Annotated in this window: 21 protein-coding genes and 1 pseudogene; 2 read left to right on the top strand and 20 right to left on the bottom strand. The window is 31.5% G+C overall.

Features of this window, described 5'->3' with window-relative positions; translation table 11 throughout:
• Positions 1-586 precede the first annotated feature (586 nt).
• From AOB58_RS02665 to AOB58_RS02600, 15 genes and pseudogenes are all read right to left on the bottom strand, one after another.
• Complete coding sequence (locus AOB58_RS02665; RefSeq protein ID WP_064782923.1) at positions 587-1,201, bottom strand: phosphatase PAP2 family protein; 615 nt, start codon at positions 1,199-1,201, stop codon at positions 587-589.
• Positions 1,202-1,217: 16 nt separating this feature from the next.
• Positions 1,218-2,291 (bottom strand): undecaprenyldiphospho-muramoylpentapeptide beta-N-acetylglucosaminyltransferase, encoded by a 1,074-nt coding sequence (locus AOB58_RS02660; protein ID WP_021339183.1) that lies wholly within the window; start codon positions 2,289-2,291, stop codon positions 1,218-1,220.
• 10 nt (positions 2,292-2,301) lie between these two features.
• On the bottom strand, positions 2,302-2,811 hold the full coding sequence (locus tag AOB58_RS02655; protein WP_064782922.1) for a GNAT family N-acetyltransferase: 510 nt from the start codon (positions 2,809-2,811) through the stop codon (positions 2,302-2,304).
• Between the two features lie 21 nt (positions 2,812-2,832).
• Positions 2,833-4,311, bottom strand: a complete 1,479-nt coding sequence (locus AOB58_RS02650; RefSeq protein ID WP_064782921.1) for a S41 family peptidase — start codon at positions 4,309-4,311, stop codon at positions 2,833-2,835.
• A gap of 154 nt (positions 4,312-4,465) precedes the next feature.
• Positions 4,466-4,687, bottom strand: a complete 222-nt coding sequence (locus AOB58_RS02645; protein WP_064782920.1) for a YozE family protein — start codon at positions 4,685-4,687, stop codon at positions 4,466-4,468.
• Complete coding sequence (locus AOB58_RS02640) at positions 4,687-5,187, bottom strand: PTS sugar transporter subunit IIA (RefSeq protein WP_021339186.1); 501 nt, start codon at positions 5,185-5,187, stop codon at positions 4,687-4,689. Before AOB58_RS02640 ends, AOB58_RS02645 begins: the two co-directional genes overlap by 1 nt.
• A gap of 14 nt (positions 5,188-5,201) precedes the next feature.
• A complete protein-coding gene (msrB, locus tag AOB58_RS13735) occupies positions 5,202-5,630 on the bottom strand; it encodes a peptide-methionine (R)-S-oxide reductase MsrB (protein ID WP_002507606.1) in 429 nt (142 codons plus the stop codon).
• Positions 5,631-6,149, bottom strand: a pseudogene (gene msrA, locus AOB58_RS13730) (peptide-methionine (S)-S-oxide reductase MsrA); the annotation flags it as partial.
• A 134-nt stretch (positions 6,150-6,283) separates the two neighbouring features.
• On the bottom strand, positions 6,284-7,123 hold the full coding sequence (locus AOB58_RS02630; protein WP_002507604.1) for a DegV family protein: 840 nt from the start codon (positions 7,121-7,123) through the stop codon (positions 6,284-6,286).
• A 9-nt stretch (positions 7,124-7,132) separates the two neighbouring features.
• Entirely contained in the window at positions 7,133-7,618 is a 486-nt protein-coding gene (locus AOB58_RS02625; protein WP_056935645.1) for a dihydrofolate reductase, read from the bottom strand.
• Between the two features lie 97 nt (positions 7,619-7,715).
• Positions 7,716-8,672 carry a thymidylate synthase gene (locus AOB58_RS02620; protein WP_002507602.1) on the bottom strand — a complete coding sequence of 319 codons (957 nt, stop codon included), beginning with the start codon at positions 8,670-8,672 and terminating at the stop codon, positions 7,716-7,718.
• A 284-nt stretch (positions 8,673-8,956) separates the two neighbouring features.
• Positions 8,957-9,391, bottom strand: a complete 435-nt coding sequence (gene brxA, locus AOB58_RS02615) for a bacilliredoxin BrxA (protein WP_064782918.1) — start codon at positions 9,389-9,391, stop codon at positions 8,957-8,959.
• 46 nt (positions 9,392-9,437) lie between these two features.
• The gene (locus AOB58_RS02610) at positions 9,438-10,553 is read right to left on the bottom strand and encodes a conserved virulence factor C family protein (RefSeq protein ID WP_002512418.1); all 1,116 of its coding nucleotides are present in this window, start codon (positions 10,551-10,553) and stop codon (positions 9,438-9,440) included.
• 21 nt (positions 10,554-10,574) lie between these two features.
• The gene (locus tag AOB58_RS02605; protein WP_064782917.1) at positions 10,575-10,832 is read right to left on the bottom strand and encodes a NifU N-terminal domain-containing protein; all 258 of its coding nucleotides are present in this window, start codon (positions 10,830-10,832) and stop codon (positions 10,575-10,577) included.
• A 12-nt stretch (positions 10,833-10,844) separates the two neighbouring features.
• Positions 10,845-11,039: a zinc-finger domain-containing protein gene (locus AOB58_RS02600; RefSeq protein ID WP_021339191.1), complete on the bottom strand. Its 195-nt coding sequence runs from the start codon at positions 11,037-11,039 to the stop codon at positions 10,845-10,847.
• Between the two features lie 240 nt (positions 11,040-11,279).
• Here AOB58_RS02600 and AOB58_RS02595 point away from each other — a divergent pair, with 240 nt between their 5' ends.
• A complete protein-coding gene (locus tag AOB58_RS02595; RefSeq protein ID WP_064782916.1) occupies positions 11,280-11,984 on the top strand; it encodes a queuosine precursor transporter in 705 nt (234 codons plus the stop codon).
• A 16-nt stretch (positions 11,985-12,000) separates the two neighbouring features.
• Here AOB58_RS02595 and AOB58_RS02590 read toward each other — a convergent pair whose 3' ends face one another.
• A complete protein-coding gene (locus AOB58_RS02590) occupies positions 12,001-12,582 on the bottom strand; it encodes an RBBP9/YdeN family alpha/beta hydrolase (RefSeq protein ID WP_064782915.1) in 582 nt (193 codons plus the stop codon).
• A 167-nt stretch (positions 12,583-12,749) separates the two neighbouring features.
• Here AOB58_RS02590 and AOB58_RS02585 point away from each other — a divergent pair, with 167 nt between their 5' ends.
• Positions 12,750-13,157, top strand: coding sequence for a ribonuclease HI family protein (locus tag AOB58_RS02585; RefSeq protein ID WP_064782914.1), 408 nt, complete (start codon positions 12,750-12,752; stop codon positions 13,155-13,157).
• A 62-nt stretch (positions 13,158-13,219) separates the two neighbouring features.
• Here the strand turns inward: AOB58_RS02585 and AOB58_RS02580 are convergent, their stop codons facing one another.
• The 4 genes from AOB58_RS02580 to rarD all read right to left on the bottom strand — a co-directional run bounded on the left by AOB58_RS02580 (position 13,220) and on the right by rarD (position 20,009).
• On the bottom strand, positions 13,220-14,101 hold the full coding sequence (locus AOB58_RS02580) for a 5'-3' exonuclease (protein ID WP_064782913.1): 882 nt from the start codon (positions 14,099-14,101) through the stop codon (positions 13,220-13,222).
• A gap of 20 nt (positions 14,102-14,121) precedes the next feature.
• Positions 14,122-17,562: a dynamin family protein gene (locus tag AOB58_RS02575; protein WP_064782912.1), complete on the bottom strand. Its 3,441-nt coding sequence runs from the start codon at positions 17,560-17,562 to the stop codon at positions 14,122-14,124.
• A 336-nt stretch (positions 17,563-17,898) separates the two neighbouring features.
• Positions 17,899-18,534 carry an SDR family oxidoreductase gene (locus tag AOB58_RS02570; protein ID WP_021339197.1) on the bottom strand — a complete coding sequence of 212 codons (636 nt, stop codon included), beginning with the start codon at positions 18,532-18,534 and terminating at the stop codon, positions 17,899-17,901.
• Between the two features lie 569 nt (positions 18,535-19,103).
• Positions 19,104-20,009 (bottom strand): EamA family transporter RarD, encoded by a 906-nt coding sequence (gene rarD / locus AOB58_RS02565; protein WP_064782911.1) that lies wholly within the window; start codon positions 20,007-20,009, stop codon positions 19,104-19,106.
• Positions 20,010-20,023 lie beyond the last annotated feature (14 nt).

Raw genomic sequence — 20,023 nt, 5'->3', positions numbered from 1 at the left:
AAACATAAGACATTTCCCCCACACGAATTTCGATCTTATTGGATTGATCATTTTCAGAAATATCCCCTTTTATATGCCCGTAAAAGACTAACGTTGCGAGACAAAGTGAATATAAAGACCGGTTTTACTTTGTAAAATCGGTTTTTATAATAAATTTTGACACAAAAGCAACAAGTTGAGTTATATATCGAGTTGCTAAGAATTTAGGCAAGCCAAACGTTAATATTGACGTTTGGCTTGTTTTTTTCGATTAAATTAAGACAAGATCTTTACAGAATCATAAATAAATAGCTGCCGAAAAGTCACTAACTTTTCGGCAGCTATTTAGAGGATCGGGCATAAATACATGTCTCAGCCTCAATCATTATATTGACAGTGGCTGACTAATTTGAAAGTGTACTTATAGCAAGCTTTTAAAGTACTACTACTTCGTTTATGAAGACAAGTAGTTATTATACAAGCGCTTCGGCTCTTGTATTTCATTTTTTAGTCAGGTGTGCTGTGGGGTGCGACGACAAGAAACTTGTTAGAAACGATAGATTTCTGTCTCATTCCCTGTCTTATTGTTAATAACTATCAATAAACACTAGACTTGTAGTTTATGTCTTAAAATAAGCGTTGGTAGTACGACACAGAACGCGCCACCAATTACACCAGCAATGATATCAGTTGGATAGTGTACACCAAGGTATACACGAGATGATGATATTAGGATGATAAATAATGCAGATAATCCTATCATAAATGCTCTAGATTTACCTTGTAGTACTCTATTAGCGATATACATTGTACTGCCAAAGAATGTGGCGGAGCCCATAGCATGACCACTTGGGAAACTAAACCCAGAAATATCGATGAGCCTTAGCAATGTTGGACGTTCTCTATCAAAGAGGTTTTTTAGCAAAGGGTTTAAAGTGCCAGATAAACTCATTGCAATAGTAAAAAATAAAGCTTCAATATTTAATCGTTTTAGCATTAAATAAGCAATTAATAATAGTGATAAACAGACCATCGCCCATACTTCACCAATCTTAGTAACGCCTAAGAAGAAAGTAGTCGTAATAAAACTTTCAGAAGAATAGATAAATTCATATACTTCATTATCAATCCATTTTCCTAATCTAGATTCATGAAAAAATGCAATGATGCCAAATATTAAAGTGAAAATGATTAGTAATGATATTCGTTTCCATCGACTCATTGCATATGACCTCCCATTAGTTTAGTGCGTCATTAATAATTTTGTTGAATAAATCTTGACGCGTATAGCTTTCTTTATATGTTTGCATTTGTTTAACTATTGATTCACGGTTAGCTTCAATTTCACTGAGCTGTGTTATTAATTGTGTTTCAGTTAACGTATCTTCTGGTAATGTTTTACCAAAACCTTTAGATTCAAAATTCTTAGCGTTATCAATTTGATCACCACGGGACTGATCTAAACCAAGTGGAATTAATAGCATAGGAATTCTAAGTGCTAAAAATTCATAAATCGCATTTGAGCCAGCACGACTAATAACTGTATCAGTAATTGCTAATAAGTCTGTTAAATCATCTTTCACAAATTCAAATTGAGTATACCCCTCTTTATTTGAATATTGTTTTTCTAACAATCCTTTACCAGTTAAATGTACAACTTGATAGTTTTCATTAAGTGCATCTAAATTTTGTCGTATGATTTCATTTAATTTTTTACTGCCTAGACTGCCTCCCATAACGAGCAATACTTTTTTATTTTTAGTAAATTTAGTAAGTTGATAACCTCGGTTTTTATCACCAGTTTTCAAATCTTCACGTACTGTTGCACCAACGAAATCTGCTTTATCTTTAGGAAGATACTGTAATGTATCTTCAAAAGTAGTGTAGATTTTCTTAGCAAATTTGAGTGAAATCTTGTTAGCTAAGCCAGGAGTTAAATCTGATTCATGAATTATTGTAGGAATTTTTAAAGATTTTGCAGCCATAACTACTGGGACCGATACAAAACCACCTTTTGAAAATAATAAATCAGGTTTTTCTTTCTTTAATACTTTTCTCGCATCTAATATACCTTTTAGTACTTTGAATACGTCTTTTATATTGTCCCAAGAAATATAACGTCTTAATTTACCACTAGAAATTGAATGATATTTGATTTCAGGTAATTGAGATTCAATCATCTCGCGTTCAATCCCTTTTTTTGAACCAATGTAAAAGGCTTCATAACCTTCTTCTAAGGCAGTGGGTATTAAACTTAAATTGACTGAGACATGTCCAACAGTGCCTCCCCCAGTAAATGCGATTTTAGTCATATTATAACCTCTATTCTTCTAATTTTTTATAATAGGCATAAAAGGGTTCCCCTTTATTAAAAGGAGGATAATCAATTTCTGTCTCGCCTACTTTTTTAAAACCAAATTTATTAAACAGAACTTGTGCACGCTTATTTAATGCAAATGTATCTGTCACCAAAACGTGAATATCATGGTCGAGTGCAAGTTTAACGGCAAAGTTAAACAACTGAGTAGCAGCCCCTTTATAAGTTGTTGATCCAGCAAGTCTGTGGATTACATATGCACCACTTCTGTCAATTGGCCATTCTAATTCATCATACCACTCTGATTGTTGTTGGTCGACAACTATAAAAGCATAAATTATAGAATTTTCTTCTAGTACATAAAGTGTTCCTTTTTGTATATCATCTTTAAAATGCTGTTCCAAAGGATATTTTTCATCCCACTGATTATTATTATCTTGTTTCATGATTGCTTTAGCTTCTTTTACAATTTTTAGCACACTTGATAAATCATTTTTGTTGGCAATTCTAATCATAGAAATAGTACCTCACTATAGTTAATTTAATTTTTTAAGAAGTTTTTGTAAAACAGTGTCTTCTTTATTGGCTTTGTTGACAAGCGCTTGAGTGAACTTTTCATTTGTTTTTTTGTCGAATGTGCCATGTACTTCCAAATTATTTTCTTTTTGGAATGATTCAATAGCAGTTTGCAAAGCATTATCAAATTCATTAGAGTTATTATTTACTTTATGGCCCAATGCAGATAATCCTAACTTCATTGTTTTAACATTTTTATCGCTATCCCCTAACTCATATGTTTTATCATTAGGTATAACATTTAAAGTTTGATATTCTGGTTCACTAATTTTCACATCTGGCTTAATTCCCTTGCCATGAATGTAGTGTGAATTTGGTGTTAGCCATTTCATATTGGTAAATTTTAATAATGATCCGTCATCGAATTCATTTGTTGTTTGAACAACACCTTTACCAAATGTTTTAGAACCATAAACCTTGGCTTTGTCATAGTCTTTCATAGCGCCTGTAAACACCTCGGAAGCACTTGCAGAGCCTTTATTAACAAGAATTGATACTTCCATGTCTTTTGCTTCTTTTAACGCGTCATTAGAAGCTGTTATTTCTTCTTTGTGATCGCCTTTTTGAAGTTGTACGACAGTTTCACCTTTATCAATAAAAATATTAGCCATTTTAATTGCTTCATCTAATAAACCACCTGGGTTATTTCTTAAGTCTAAAACAATTTTGCGGACGCCGTTTTTATGTGCTTTGATAATCGCAGATTTTAATTCACCTGCAGTACTATCTTGGAATTTGTTGATAGTAAAAACGCCAATGTCATTTTGTTTTTCATATTCAACGCTTTTCACGTGTATTTTATCACGCTTAATTGTAATATCATGGGCTTGATTAGCTCTTTCAATTGTTAGAGTAACATTCGTTCCTTTTTTGCCACGTACTTTTTTTACGATGGCTTCCAATGGTTGCCCTTTAATAGATTTACCATCAACTTTAGTCACAACATCTTTAGGTTGTATACCTGCTTTTTCAGCTGGTGAATCTTTCATTGGACTTGTAATTTCAATTTTATTACCTTTCTTTTGCATTTCTGCGCCGATGCCTACAAAGTCTCCAGAAACATCTTCATTAAAAGATTTTGTTTCTTTTTTAGTCATATAATCAGAATACGGGTCATCTAATTCTTTTACCATTCCATTAATAGCAGCTTCAGATAATTTTTCGGAATCTGTTTCTTTATAGTATTCATCATTTAAAGTTTTATAAACTTCTTGGACCTTTTGCATTTCTGTTCGTTGATCACTATTTAATCCGCTTTTCCAATTACTAACGCCAATTGTTGCAAATACTGCAATGAGTGCTGTGATAATCACAGTAACTATTATTAATAAAATAAAATGACTGCGTTTGAAATTTAAAAATTTAGATTTATTTTGGTGATTATTATCGTTATTACTGTCGTTGTTATTTTCCTCATATATGTCATTATGATCTGACATTTAATCACTTCCTACTACATATGTAAAAATTACTGTTAAAGTTCAGCTAAAATAAAAAAGCTGGGATTGAACCATATTCGATTAATCCCAGCTACTTATATGACACTATAATATTTTAATATATTTGAATCTATTTACACAAATATTAAGTGATTTAAAATTTTAGCCATTCTGTATATTCTTCATATAAATCATCGAACACAGCCATTGAAATGGGATAATTACCTTGTGTCTCTATATAATCAGATATATTATGAAAATCTTTCTCTTGCCTTGGAAAAGATAAATCATCAAAAATTGCTTCTGCTAATTCACCTTTTTCATTTTTACGACCTCTTGCCGTTAGCACAAATTGATAAAATGAATGATCTTTCATTAGTTCATTGTCACATCAACGATTTTTGTTTCGCCTTTAATAATAGAATTTACATCCTCAATATTAAGAGATGATGTATTATCAGAATTTGTGATAATGATTGGTGATATTACAGATTTCGCATTTTCTTTAATATAATCTAAGTCAAAACGTAATAATGGATCTCCAACGCTTACTACATCTCCACTTTCGACTAAAACTTCAAATCCCTTACCATCCAATTGAACTGTGTCTAAACCGATATGAACGAGTAATTCTAAACCATTATCAGCTTTTAAACCAATAGCATGTTTAGTAGGAAATACATTATCTACTTTTCCGTCGATTGGTGATACGACTTCGCCTTCTGTTGGGTTTACTCCAAAACCTTCGCCCATCATTTTTTGTGCGAAAACTGGATCTGGAATATCTTCGATTTTTACATATTCCCCTGTAATTGGCGCATAAATAACGCTATCCTTATTGACTTCTTTACCTTTGCCGAATAATTTTTTAAACATATCTTGTTCGCTCCTTATTTTTCAAAATGTGATATTAAATCTTCATAGCCTAATTCTTCAAGCTTTTCGAAAGGAATAAATTGAACTGCCGCGGAATTAATACAATATCTTAAACCGCCACTTTCTTTCGGTCCATCATTAAATACATGACCTAGATGACTATTTGCATCTTCTGAGCGTACTTCTGTACGTACCATGCCGAAAGTTTTGTCTACAAGTTCAACTACTTCTTCATCATCTAGAGCTTTAGAAAAACTAGGCCAACCACAATCTGATTCAAATTTTTCTTCTGAGGTGAATAAAGGTTTTCCTGAAATTTTATCGACATAAATGCCTTTTTCATAATGGTTCCAGTACTCATTTTGGAATGGAGGTTCTGTTCCATTTTCTTGAGTGACTAGGTATTCCATTTCATTTAAACTATCTTTACTTTTTTTAATCATTTTGTTCCCCCAATGTTTTTCTATAAATGCTTTACGTCCTGATCCACGTTGATATTGCTCATAATGCAGTGGATTTTTCTTATAATAATCTTGGTGTTGTGATTCAGCAGGATAAAAGTTTTTATAAGGTTTAATGGGTGTAATTACCGGATTATTAAAAATAGCCTGTTCATTTAATTGCTGTATTTTTGCCTCTGCAGCTTTCTTTTGTTCTTCATTGTGATAAAAAATGGCTGGTTCGTAGTGTTCACCACGATCAAAAAATTGGCCACCATTATCAGTTGGGTCAAATGTTTTGAAATAAACATCTAAAATATTTTCGAAGGAAGTGATTTCAGAGTTATATGTGATTTGTACTGCTTCTACATGACCAGTTTGGTTCGTGCTTACACTTTCGTAAGTAGGATTATCCAAATGGCCACCACTATAACCAGAAACAACATTTTCGATACCTGGATAAGAAGTAAAAGGTTTAACTAAACACCAGAAACAACCGCCAGCTAATGTCGCATAAGCCATAATATACCTCCTATATCTATTTTGTCATAAAGTTACCATTATTTTAAGAGATATGCTATCAAATTGTTTATAAATAATATAAATACTGTAAATTTTCTTAATAATAGTAACTACGTATATGAATCAAGATTATATTAAGATCTTAAAACAATTAAACCAATTGCACCTTGACCTGCATGTGTTGAAATAACAGGTGTTGTTACATTAGTATCAAAATGATTGAAATTAAATTCTTCAGAAAATTGCTTTTTAACCTTATCTACAAATTCGATGACATTGGCATGAGCAATACCAATAGATTTTATATTCTTATCACCTATAAAGTGACTTATTTCTTTCTTTAAAAATTGAACACTTGCATTTTGCGTACGTGAATTGTGTAACATTTCAAGTTTTCCATCAACAATTGTACCGATTGGCTTAATTTTCATCATATTCCCAATTAAACCTTTTGTTTTACTAATACGTCCACCCTTAATAAGTTGATTAAGTTGGCCTATAACGACATAAAGTTTAATGTTTTTTTGCAATTCATTCAATTTTTCAATAATTTTTTCAGTTGGAATACCTTCATTATTCCAATCTACAACGTGCTGAATTTGATAACCTAAACCAAAAGAAATTGATTTAGAGTCTATAACAGTTACATTGCTATCAGTAATTTGACTGGCTTGTAGCGCAGTTTGATAAGTACCACTTAATCCTGAAGTGATATGAATACTAATGATTTCAGAACCATCAGCACCTAATTCATCATACATCTCAATGAATTTGCCAATAGCTGGTTGACTTGTTTTAACATCTGCATCATCCTGTATTTTTTGTATATATGCTTCAGAAGTGATATCTACTTGATCTACATATGATTTTCCATCAATTGTTAAGTTAAGTGGTACAACATGGATATCATTTTCAACCAAATAGTCATTTGATAAGTCTGAAGTTGAATCGGTTACAATTTTCTTTTTAATCATAATGTCCTCCTATGAATTTTTCTTACGAATTAAATGTAAAAAAGTATGAGGAATTGTATTTTTTTCGTCTAATTCCCCTTTAACTGATGATTCGACTTCCCAGTCTTCGAATGTATAAGGTGGGAAAAATGTATCCCCATTAAATTTATCTTCAATCACTGTGATATACATATCGTCAACTTTATCAATCATTTCTTCAAATAATGATTGGCCACCAAATACGAAAACATGGCCAGGTAAATCAAATATATCCTCCATAGAATGAATGACATCAACGCCCTCATGTTGAAATGATTTATTTCTAGTTAATACAACGTTTCGCCTGTTAGGAAGTGGTTTTCCTATAGAGTCAAACGTTGCGCGCCCCATCACAAGTGTATGGTTAGTGCTTAATTTTTTTACATGCTTAAGATCATTCGGTAAATGCCAAGGTAATGTGTTATCTACGCCGATAACACGTTGTTGGTCATGCGCCACAAGTATTGAAAGTGTCATAAATTTCCTCCTTAATGCTAATATAGCAAGATTTTAACTTTACTTTTTAATATTCATTATATATTAAGCTATTAATCAATTTTAATCGTTTTGTAGATTACACTGCTATTGGTGCTTTTATTGCTGGATGAGAGTCATAATCTATAATTTCCAGATCTTCGTAATTGATATCGAAAATAGAAGCATCACTATTGATTTTTAATTGAGGTGGTTCAAAACCATCACGTGATAATTGTGTTTCTATAGCGTCAATATGATTAGCGTAAATATGTGCATCACCAAATGTATGCACAAATTCTCCCACCTCTAGTCCGCATTCCTTAGCAATTAAATGCGTTAATAAGCTATAACTAGCAATATTAAAAGGGACGCCTAGAAATATATCTGCGCTTCTTTGATAAAGCTGACAACTTAATTTACCCTCATGTACATAGAATTGAAACATCGTATGACATGGTGGCAATGCCATGGTATCTATTTCAGTTGGATTCCAAGCTGACACAATATGACGTCGAGAATTCGGATTGTTTTTGATTTGTTCTATAACAGTCTTAAGTTGATCGAAATGGTTACCATCTTTATCTTCCCAGTCGCGCCATTGTTTACCATATACATTTCCTAAGTCACCAAATTTTTGTGCAAATGCATCATCGTTTAAAATCTGTTGTTTGAACTGTTGCATTTGTTCCTTATATATTTTATTAAATGATTCATCTGCTTGTGCTCTATGTCCAAAATCGGTCATATCTGGTCCTTTATAATCTGATGATTTTACATAATTTTCAAACGCCCATTCATTCCAAATGTTGTTATTATATTGGAGTAAATATTTAATGTTCGTATCACCTTTAATAAACCACAATAACTCCGTGGCAATTAATTTGAAGGATACTTTTTTAGTTGTTAATAAAGGAAACCCTTTCGATAGATCAAATCTTAATTGATGTCCGAATTTTGAAATTGTACCTGTATTTGTGCGATCATTTTTTTGTTTACCGATGTCTAAAATTTCTTCGCATAGATTGTGATATGATTGATCAAAACTATTAAGCATAACAACCACACTCCTTTCTATTATTTATATTTATCTTATTGGAAATCACTAACAATTAAAAGAGTTTACTATTAATAGTGTAAAAAATAAGTCATTTTATACAAAGTATACATTATTTCTTTGAAAACGTTTAAAATGTAGCATTATTTTTAAATTTAAAAAACCAACTTACCATATCTTAAATAATAAGTAAGATATAATAGGTTGGTTTAAAGTAACGTTTATCCAGATTCAATCACCATTACCATTTAATATAAAATAACAGATTATATTAAATTAAGTAACTAGCAATATTCATCGAAAGCATCTTTGATATCCATACAAATATCTTGAATATCTCTACCTTCAATATGTTCACGAGGAATAAAATGTTTTAATTCTTGACCTTTAAATAAAGCGTATGATGGACTTGATGGTACTTGCTGAATAAATGATCTCATTTCTTCAGTAGCTTCTTTGTCTTGTCCTGCAAAAACTGTGACTTTATTACTAGGTTTTTTATCATTTTGTTCAACTACAGTCACTGCTGCAGGTCTTGCTAACCCAGCTGCGCAACCACATGTAGAGTTAATAACTACAAAAGTTGTGTCATCTGTTCCGACATTGTTCATATAATTAGAAACTGCTTCAGCAGATTCTAAACTTTCAAAATCATGTTCTGTTAATTCACTACGCATTTGAGTAGATAATTCATTCATATAAGCATCATATGCATTCATTGATAACACTCCTAAAATTTATCTTTTAATTCATTTTTATCAGTAATTACTTGTTTCTGTTAGCAATTTGTTTCCAAACGGATCCTAAAGCTTCGTCACCATTTTCTATTCTAGAAATTGCCATCTCTATTTGTAATTTGACTTCGTATGCAGGGTCATCTGCATGTGCTCTTAATGATTCGAGTTGTTCAGGACCACCTTCGTCAAAGATAAACATTGCTGCTCTCCATCTTACAATCTTTTGCGAATCATTTAACGCTTTTTCCATTTCTGGCAGCGCTTGTTTAAAACCTAAATCGCTTAAACAATCTCCTGCTGTACGTCTTACTGCAGGACTTTTGTCATTTAACCCTTTAAACAGATAAGGTAATACAGCTTTATCTTCCACCATTCCAAGTAGTACGATAGCTTCACGTCTCAAGGGTATTTTTTGCTCATCACTCACTGCTTCACCTAATAGTGGAAAATCTTGTACAGTTGGTGTTGGAAAGGATTTTAACATTCTTAATCGTTCTTTCCAATCATCAGCAGCTTGGTAAGCTTCAAGGGAAACATGTTGATATTGTTTTTCTGGAACAACAATATTTGTAGCTAATGCTTCTTGCACAAGTGTTTTTAATCGTTCCTCAGGATAAATAGCAGTGATTTCTTCAAATACTTCAGACATAATCTCATCTAAATCACCATAGCGCACACCTAAATCATCCCATTTACGAAGAAAGACGATATTATCATTATCTTTTTGTGCAGCTAGCATGCTGTCGATATAAACTTCTGGTAATTGTTTGCGTTTTTCTTCAGAGCTTGTAGTAAGTTTAATTTGGTAAGGAATGCCTTTAAATTTTAATACTTCAGCCTTAACCTCTCCATAATGTTCATCTGGTAAAGGTTCATTTATTTCTTCTTGGTCTTCATTTAACGTTGCAGTTACATTAGGTAAAACATCTTCCCAATCAAATTTTGGCTTTTTGTCCACTGCTAAAAAGTCCATGACATAGAATATAGACTTAACGCCTTCGATTGCTAATACATCATTAATAAAATGAGGTTGTCCCTCGGCAACTGCAGTATACGTATTTGATTTATTATCTTCTCTTTTCTCACTCAAGACAATTTTCATTGTATTTGGACTTGGTGTAGGTTCAACACGAACAATTTCCATCAAGGAACCTCCTTGTTATATTTATATTCTTTCTAACGTTGCTAATATATTCGGTAATACATCATCCCACTCAACATTAGCTTGTTTATCAACTGAAATAAAATCCATAGCTTGGAATATAGATTTTACGCCTTCTACTTCTAATACTGCATTAATAAATTCAGGCTGACCTTCTTTTACTTTAGTATACGTATTGGGTTTTGTGTCTCCACCTTCAATGCTATATACAAATTTCATTGTATTTGGATTTGGTGTTGCTTCTACATTTAAAATTTCCATTATAAATCCTCCTTATTGTAATTCATTTCCTATTTGTTTGATTTGTTTTCCAATTGAACACTCATTTATACAAAAGTGATGTGCTTGGGTTTTTCCTTCAGTCTTTCTGATATGGTTTTTAAGTAAGCATTCTTTGCAGTAGGTGTTCATTAAATGATCTATCGCATCAATTGCTTCTTTTTCAGAATAAGTTAGAATAAACTTCACTCTCCTGTGTTTCTGTAAATAAAAGTATTTAATTATATTAAGATTTGACGCTTGAAGGTATTATATCATTTGTAACTACGATTGTTTAATATTAAATTTGCAATTAAGATTAATCTAAAAATAAGGTGTATTAATTTTAAAAGTATACTTGCAATTTTTAATTTTTCTGATAAGATTATGCAGTTGTTAAATATGCGGTTTCTAAACACCCGCATCATCAAAATTTAGGAGGAATTTAAATTGTTTAACGAAGTTTTTGGTGTGTTAACGTTTTTAATCACATTTTTATTATTAGTCGCAATGTATCGTTTTTTTGGAAAACAAGGATTAATTGCTTGGATTGCAATTGGTACAATTATTGCTAATATACAAGTAATAAAAACAGTAGATATTTTTACTATTTCTGCAACGTTAGGTAATGTAATGTTTGCATCGATATATTTAGCTACTGACATTTTGAATGAAATATATGGTAGAAAAATTGCAAAGCGTGCGGTTTGGTTAGGTTTTAGTTCAACGTTAGTCATGATTATTGTCATGCAACTATCGTTATACTTCACCCCATCTCCAGTGGACACGACTCAAGGTGCACTAGATACAATATTTAATCTTGTACCTAGAATAGCGTTAGGTTCTGTTATTGCATATATCATTGGACAGCACTTAGATGTACTGCTGTTTTCATTGATTAAAAAGGTATTCAGTTCAGATAGTACGTTTATTATTAGAGCATATGGAAGTACGATAATTAGTAATATTATAGATACAGCATTATTCGTAGCTATTGCGTTTTTAGGGACAATGCCAAATGAAGCAGTTTTTGAAATTTTTATAACAACTTACTTGTTGAAAATAATTTCTACAATATTTAACGTGCCATTCGGTTACTGGGCAAAATCTATGTATCGAAAAGGTAAAATACAAAAATTAGATGAAGGTTACTAAAAAACTCTGAAATTGGTTATATACCAATTTCAGAGTTTTTTTGATTTAAAATAGTGATAATTTGTTCTTTTAAAAATTCAAATGTTTCATAACCATCGCTAGCTAGAAAGTGCCCTTTGTGTGGAATATGAATTGTTTGAGTTCCTAAAGCTTTAGATAATCTATCTGTTGCGCTAATACTAACAACAGGGTCATAATCACTACCGATAGTAATAATATGTTGAGCATTAATGCGATCAAGTTGAACGTTAGTTTGATTGATATAATAATCTAATTCTGGTAAATTCTCTAATGTTTCATTAAAGCCTGAAACTAAAAATAACCCTTTAATATGCGGGTATTGAGAAAGTTGAGATAAATAATTAAGTACGGTTATTACTCCAAGGCTATGAGCGACAATAAGCGTTTCAGAATTCAATTTATGTGCCATACTATTGTGTAATGCTTTGTACCACTGATCTATATCTGGATGATTTGAATTTGGTAAATGTATGACTTCAACTTTATAATCAGAAGCTTTCATTTTAGTAGCTAACCATTGAAACCAATGACTATCAGTATGTGCTTGGTAACCATGTATAATAAACATATTTTTCAAAGTATCAGACCTCTCTTGCTTAACTCCGACTATTCAAGTATAAATTCAATATATATCTAGGATACGAAAAATATATTGAATTTCCAACTGATATGGTTAGTGCTTATATAGTATAAATGAAATAGTTTTGATAAGATAAGATTAACTTAAATAATGTGGGTGAATTTATGGCGAAAATATATTTTGATGCAGCTACTGCCGGTAATCCAGGTGAAAGTGCTTGTGCAGTTGTCATAGTAACAGACAACGAAAGAATTCAGTATGATACTAGTTTGGGTATAATGGATAATCATAGTGCTGAATGGGCCTCGTTGGTGTTTGCCTTAGAAAGTGCTGTGAAACACAAAGTGACGACGGCGATAGTTTATACAGATTCAAAATTAATTGAAGATAGTTTGAATAAGGGACGCGTAAAAAATGATAAATTCAAACCTTATTATCGTGAAATGTTAAAATTAGAACAACAGTTTGATTTACTTTTTGTAAGATGGATTCCTAGAAATCAAAATAAGGAAGCAAATCATCATGCTAAAAATGCACTGTATAAAATCACTAAAAATAAAAAAGGCAAATAATATAAAAAGTGGCTGCTAGCTTTCCGAAGGGATTGCTGACAACCACTTTTTTATTTGTATGCTTAACTGAAATGAGTAGATAAGTATTTTCCGGATACGTATAACTCATGTTCGTTACAGATATTTAATATCTTAGTGATATCTGTACCAAATTTCATATCTTGTAATAATGTTGTTGTATCTAAAGGCACTTCAGTGTGAATTTTAGCTAAAGACTTGGAAACCTTTAAGTTTTGCATATCATTATTTATTTTATTCTGTTGACCAGGTGTCAATTCATCTATTGCGTCAACGACAGATTCTACAGAACCATAATTTTGAATAAGTTTAATTGCCGTTTTTTCTCCTATGCCTTTTACGCCGGGATAACCATCTGCGCTATCTCCCATAAAGGCTTTTACATCAATAAGTTGTAACGGATTCAATCCATATTCACTTTGGAATCTATCAAGCGTGTAGCGATTATAAATGCTGAACCCCTTTTTAGTTAACCAAATTTCTACATTGGGATTGATACATTGTAGTATGTCTTTATCACCAGTTACTACATAAACTTGATTTTCATCAGAATATTGATGTGCTAACGTTCCAATAACATCATCAGCTTCATAGTTCTGAACGCCAATATTAACAAAACCAAATTGATTGGAAACCTCTTTCACATAATCAAATTGAGGGATAAGTTCTTCAGGTGGTGCTGGTCTATTTTGTTTATAACCATCAAACATATCATTTCTAAAAGTGGATTTCCCCATATCCCAGCATACAGCTACATGTGTTGGCTGTATGTCATTGATTGCGCTAAACACGTGACGCACAAATCCTTGTATGCCATTTGTAGGTGTACCTGAAGAATTGCGCATAAATTGTTTGTGAAGACTTGTAGCATAAAAATGGCGGAATAATAAAGCCATGCCATCTATTAGTAATATTTTATTAGACATTTTGTGTACCTCTTTCTTGTTTACAATAGCACTTTTAATTGTGCGTTCGTTTCTTGCAATTGTTGAATCAATGCATCATCGATTTCAAATGATAATAATTCTTTGATTTGACGATGAATATCACTTTCAAATTGCTTGAATTTTGTTTCAGCATTCTCGTTCATAACTAAGACGATTTCATTGAGTGCTTTTCTAAGATCAGCGATACAAGGGGCAAGTAACTTGATTGTTTCTTGAGTAATTTGTTCTTGTAACTCACCTTGTGTCTTAGGTTGCAGGATATTCTTTTTAGAAAGTGATTTAGGTAATGCATCAACCATATGACTTAACTCAACTTTTAAATAAGGTTCATCTAATTCAATATTGTTTTTATCAAATTTTGGTTCGATAAACACATGCAATTGTTCAAGTTTTTGCTTTAACGGTGCAATTTCATTATGCAATTGTTCGTGGAAATATTTTTTGACGCGTTCAACAAGTAAGGATTGCTCTAAGTACAAGCGTTGATGAATTTGATCTAAATAAATTTTTGTAGATAGACGTTTTTCTTCGTTGAAATTACTATTTTTTGTCATTTGTCCATTATAAATAGATTTGACTTCATCTTGTAATTGTAATTTCAAGCGTTCGTTTAAGTGATAGATTTGGTCTTCTACCTCATTTGAAGCACGTTGTTCTGCAGTTTGTAATATGTTATAACTCAACACTGTTGATTGTTCATAATTTTTTAATTTTTGTTTACGTTGTTCAATTTGAGCTTTGTTGTTCTTTGTTTCTTCAATCATTTGTTCAAACGCTTCGGAAATATGTGTGAGTTGTTTTAACATTTGTTGTTGAAGTATATATTTAGATTCAACTTGAGTAAAGTGTTGAATACTCTCTTGTAATTTATCTATTCCTTTATCGCCAGACTTAAGTGCTTCTCTACTGGAAACAGCAAAAATGTCTGAATCCATGTTAACTTGAGTTAAAGCATCACCAACATATTCTATCACAGCATTTAAATCTTCATCAGTTTCTGCTAAGTCAGTAGCATTTATAATCATTTTGAAAGCTTGATTTTCATTTAATTGATTCATTTCTTTCATATGTTCAATAAAGCGTTTGTCATTGTTTGTAAACGAATGATTAAAATAACTTACATATAAGATTAAATCTGAAGATGTTAGTATTTTCTCAGTTTCATTTGTATGACGTTGATTATTGGAATGTAATCCTAGGGAATCAACGATGATTTTATCTTTTAACCAATCGATTGGTAGTTTAAGGTGTACTGTGTTTACAAACGTTGCATACTCATCTTCTGCACTCCATTTTTTAATATCATCTTGTGGAATAGTATGTGTTTGACCTTCTTCTAACATGTGTTTATACATACTGTAATGTTTTTCAACTGCGTTCACAAAAGCCAATTGATTTTTTTCCAAAGTCGCTTTGATTTTATCTGTATTTTTACTTAAAAACGTTTCAATACTATCAAATGCTTTATTTTCAATTTCGAAAACTTGATTTAACTCGTCTAAAAGTTGTTCAGATGATTTAAGTGTAATCTGACTTTCATGTCCATAAGTTAATTCAGTCATTGCTGCAGTGGTTGGATTAGGTGAACTGACTAAGTGCGAGCCACCCAGTAAGGCATTAATCAAACTACTTTTGCCTGCACTAAATGTACCAAAGACCCCTATTTTCACAACTTTATTTTCTAATCTCGTTAATGTATCATCAATGTCTTTTTTTGTTTGTTCGAATAAAGGTATATCTTGAATTAATTCAAGTGCATTTTTGATGTTTTGCGTATTGTCTTGGTTATCGTAATGTTTCTCAATTGTGTTTCTTTTACTCATCTTGACAGTATCAGTATTGTCTTGTGCTGTGTATTTGATTTCTGTTCGGTCTATTAATTTATCTAAAGAGTCATCCATATGAATGTAATAATGCATATAGTTTTGTGTTTCCAGAGACTCTCTCAAATTACGCATTTCCATAAATTTCACATAATCATTATAATCGTCTTCTTGTTCTGTACCGATATCATTTGCTTGTGAATGTTTAATAGCCTTTTTAAATAATGGGTCAGATTCTTTTGCAATAAATTTTTTAAGTGAAGCCATCAAATCATCTGCAAATGTTAAAACATATTGATTACTAATTGTTATTTGCATTTGATATAAATCAGTTATGAGTTCTGGGTGTATTGTATAATGTTGATTAAGAATGTCGTCATTTACCTCTGAAGAATTTATAAAACGTGTTAAAAATGACATGTCTTCTCTTAGTGGTTGTCTGACTTCTTGATTTACTTTGTCTTGGAGTTGTTCTACAACTGCTGTTAATCTCTTTTGTTGTTCTTCTAATGTTTTTTGTTTTTTATTAAATAAACCGCCGACTTTAAAGTCTTTCGTACGACTTTCTAAATAAATTTTGATTTTTTCTCTAGTATCATGCGTCATGATATATGCATTATCTAAAATATCTTTACGTTTTTGCTTTAAAAAGTCATATAATTCATCAGGGTTATTTAATAACTTGGCTTCTTCACTGACCTCTTGGTTTTGTTGGAAATTGAGATAAGCTTGGTCAAAATCCGCTTCGAAAATATCAAGTTGATCTAAAATATCTTGAATTTCATATTGAATATAAGATAATTGTTCATCAGTAATAAATTCAACAATTCGTTCCACATAATCCTCGATAGATTCTCTATGGGTGTCTTTTTCAATTAAATAATTAGAAAGCGTGTCAATTTCATTATATTCATGATCATATTTTGAGACATAAAATATTTGATCTAATTCGATTTCCCACTCAGCGATTGATTTCTCTACACGATCTTTAAATGTCTCGAAAGTAATTTCTTCTTCGCTATGTTTGTCTATTTGATTAATTACAAATACCACTGGCACATTTGCTGCATTTAACTGTTTCATAAATTGGAAATTTAAAGCTGACTGCACATGGTTGTAATCTACTGTATAAAAAAGTACATTACTCGTATACATAAATTCCTCTGTACTTGATTGGTGTGTTGCAACATTAGAGTCTACACCAGGTGTATCTTGTAACGTGAAACCTTTTTTGAATTTATCTGATGGGAATTTTATTTCTACAGATTCTACATCTATGTTTTCACGATTCATTTGTTTAACTTCATCGTAATTATTTAATAATGTATATTGTTGATTGCTTAAGTTTGCAATAATTCCTGGTTCGTCTGACACAGACACAATAGCCGTATTACTTGTTGTTGGTACAGGCGAACTTGGCAAAATACTTTCTTCCAAGAGTAAGTTAATTAAAGTAGATTTACCTGCTGAGAAGTGGCCTACAAAAGTTGCAGTATATTGTTCTAAGTATACCTTTTTAATAACTTGATTGATGATGTGGACAAGACGTCCATTATTTGATTTTTCAACTTCTTTTTTTAGTTTATATAAAATATCGAGTTGCTCAGTATTAGACATTATATGTATCCCCTTTGATTACTTGTATGTAATTAAACTTATTGTATAACAAATTATTGTTTGTCTAAAGGTAGTAAGTGAAATTAAATTTCTTTTAATCCGTATTAATGATAATTTATCTTAATGTTACGTTATGTACGTAGTGTATTCTAATCACTTAGCATGATTATAGAAATGGGTTGTTATGATATAAAACAATCGTAATAAAAAAGTCACTCCAAACAAATTTGGAATGACACCAGCATAAGGTAGTTTATGATGAACTAATCTATATATACGCTTCAGTATTGATAGTCTGTCTATTGTTTTACTCAGTCTTTATATATCTACTTATTATTAACTCCCTTTAGGTTTATTGTAATCAGTATTCGGCTTATTGATACCTATGTTTTCTTTTAAATAAAGACTTGGATCTTTAGCGATTTTAACAACGACAGCTGCTACACTTTTTCTAGATACTTCTGTACCTTTGAATGATTCGTTCTTTTGAGTAATTTCATAATCAATTTCATTTGTATGTGTTAACCATGCTGGTCTAAAAATAGTATAATCTAGCCCTGAACTTTCAATAATATCAGCTGCTGCTTTATAAACAGGTAATCTATCACCTATTTGTTGTTGAATCCATTCCCCAAACTCTCCTGGGACCTCATTATATATACCTAAAGATGTTACGAAGACTAAACGTTTCACATCATTTGTTTGCATTGCTTTTACAATAGTTGCTGCTTCTTTATCAAGGTCTCCTGATAAACTAGCTAAGACGATATCTACATCGTCCATTGCACTATTAACATCGTCAAAGTTAGTAGCGTCACCTTCTCGCACACGAATTCTATCTGATGCAAAGTCAGGTAATCTATTCGCATCTCTTAAAAATAATCTTAAGGTATAGGATGTGTTTTCTAAAAAAGAATTAATAGCTGCTTTAGAAACTGCACCATTTGCCCCTAGAATTAATACTCTTGTCATCCAATCACTCCAATATTATATTATTGTTTTTAATAACTTTGCTATTTAATCAAAAATATTACTTCGTTTCTTTTCATTACTAAGACTGAAGTAGGCTTATTACATATAATCTGTTTAAACTCACAGTACTATAGTTAACCTCTTTACCCTCATATTAAACTTAAAACATACTTGATTACAATCTGAGTGCTTAATTGGATTACTATAATGTATTGATGATTAATCACCATAGCTATATTAGCGATATGCATTTTTGTACATATAATGTGTGGAATTGTAAAATCTCTAGATATGTTAAGGGAGTGGGACAGAGATTTAATATTTCTAATAAAATTTCGTCGTATGTGTGAGCCCGACATAGGTGACTGTAAAATGTAATACAATCGTTGGAAAGCTTGAATAAGAACTACTTGATTACAATAAATGAAGTAGTATTTCTTTAATAGTTTGATATAAGCGCATTTTCAATTCAGTCAGCCACTGACAAAATAAAAAACGAGACTGAGACACGTGATATGTCCCAGTCTCTCAACATCTAGAGATCTAAATGTAATGATAAGCTTAAATTGTTAACGAATTAAAGGGTTTTTATCTTTCTTAATTTTAAAGTATTGAGAAATGCTATAGACAATAATACCAATCCATATAAATATGAACGTTACTAACTGGTCAATATTAAATGGTTCTTTAAATAAGAATATCCCTAATACAAACATCAATGTTGGAGCGATGTATTGAATGAAGCCGGTTAATGACAATGGGATTCTACGGGCACCTGCTGAAAACAATATTAGCGGAATCGCTGTAATCGCCCCTGAAAATAATAGCCAAAATGATGAACTATTGACTCCTAGAGAAGAACTTCCTTGTTGCCATATATACCATAGATATATAAAGCCTGCTGGAGCAGTAGCAATACATTCTATAGTGATACTGCTAATGGCATCTATCGGTACTAGTTTTTTAATTAACCCGTATAAACCAAACGAACTTGCTAATAATAGCGAAATACCTGGGAATACACCCATTTTTAATGTCATATAGAGCACACCTATAACTGCTAATGCAATTGCGATCCACTCTAATTTATTAAAACGTTCTTTCAAGAATATGAGTGCAAGTATAATACTTACGAGTGGATTAATATAATATCCTAAGCTAGTTTGCAGTACGTGACCATTTGCTACAGCCCATATGAATGTGCCCCAGTTAATTGTAATTACATAACCTGCTGCAATAATAGCAATGAGTTGAATTGGGTTTGTAAAGAGTTGATGAACATCTCGTTTAAAGGGTTCAGTATTTTTAGTGAACACTACAACAAATAGCATAAATATCATCGAAAGCACAATTCTATATGCTAAAATTTCAAATGCGCCTAATTCTCTAATTAAATCCCAATATATGGGTAGAACACCCCATAAAATATATGCACCAAAAGCAAATACGATTCCCTTTTTAAATTCAGTGTTCAAAAGATGCATCTCTT

Source organism: Staphylococcus sp. AntiMn-1, from assembly GCF_001663395.1.
Taxonomy (GTDB): domain Bacteria; phylum Bacillota; class Bacilli; order Staphylococcales; family Staphylococcaceae; genus Staphylococcus; species Staphylococcus equorum.
Note: the sequence above shows the minus strand (reverse complement) of the source record. Positions and strands in the feature narration are given on the sequence as shown.

Coding starts and splice junctions, on each gene's coding strand:
- AOB58_RS02665 (WP_064782923.1), bottom strand. CDS start 1,201: ATGAGTCGATGGAAACGAATATCATTACTAATCATTTTCACTTTAATA.
- AOB58_RS02655 (WP_064782922.1), bottom strand. CDS start 2,811: ATGATTAGAATTGCCAACAAAAATGATTTATCAAGTGTGCTAAAAATT.
- AOB58_RS02660 (WP_021339183.1), bottom strand. CDS start 2,291: ATGACTAAAATCGCATTTACTGGGGGAGGCACTGTTGGACATGTCTCA.
- AOB58_RS02580 (WP_064782913.1), bottom strand. CDS start 14,101: ATGTCTAATAAAATATTACTAATAGATGGCATGGCTTTATTATTCCGC.
- AOB58_RS02575 (WP_064782912.1), bottom strand. CDS start 17,562: ATGTCTAATACTGAGCAACTCGATATTTTATATAAACTAAAAAAAGAA.
- AOB58_RS02645 (WP_064782920.1), bottom strand. CDS start 4,687: ATGAAAGATCATTCATTTTATCAATTTGTGCTAACGGCAAGAGGTCGT.
- AOB58_RS02570 (WP_021339197.1), bottom strand. CDS start 18,534: ATGACAAGAGTATTAATTCTAGGGGCAAATGGTGCAGTTTCTAAAGCA.
- AOB58_RS02640 (WP_021339186.1), bottom strand. CDS start 5,187: ATGTTTAAAAAATTATTCGGCAAAGGTAAAGAAGTCAATAAGGATAGC.
- msrB (WP_002507606.1), bottom strand. CDS start 5,630: ATGATTAAAAAAAGTAAAGATAGTTTAAATGAAATGGAATACCTAGTC.
- AOB58_RS02625 (WP_056935645.1), bottom strand. CDS start 7,618: ATGACACTTTCAATACTTGTGGCGCATGACCAACAACGTGTTATCGGC.
- AOB58_RS02630 (WP_002507604.1), bottom strand. CDS start 7,123: ATGATTAAAAAGAAAATTGTAACCGATTCAACTTCAGACTTATCAAAT.
- AOB58_RS02585 (WP_064782914.1), top strand. CDS start 12,750: ATGGCGAAAATATATTTTGATGCAGCTACTGCCGGTAATCCAGGTGAA.
- brxA (WP_064782918.1), bottom strand. CDS start 9,391: ATGAATGCATATGATGCTTATATGAATGAATTATCTACTCAAATGCGT.
- AOB58_RS02605 (WP_064782917.1), bottom strand. CDS start 10,832: ATGGAAATTTTAAATGTAGAAGCAACACCAAATCCAAATACAATGAAA.
- AOB58_RS02650 (WP_064782921.1), bottom strand. CDS start 4,311: ATGTCAGATCATAATGACATATATGAGGAAAATAACAACGACAGTAAT.
- AOB58_RS02620 (WP_002507602.1), bottom strand. CDS start 8,672: ATGCTTAATAGTTTTGATCAATCATATCACAATCTATGCGAAGAAATT.
- AOB58_RS02610 (WP_002512418.1), bottom strand. CDS start 10,553: ATGGAAATTGTTCGTGTTGAACCTACACCAAGTCCAAATACAATGAAA.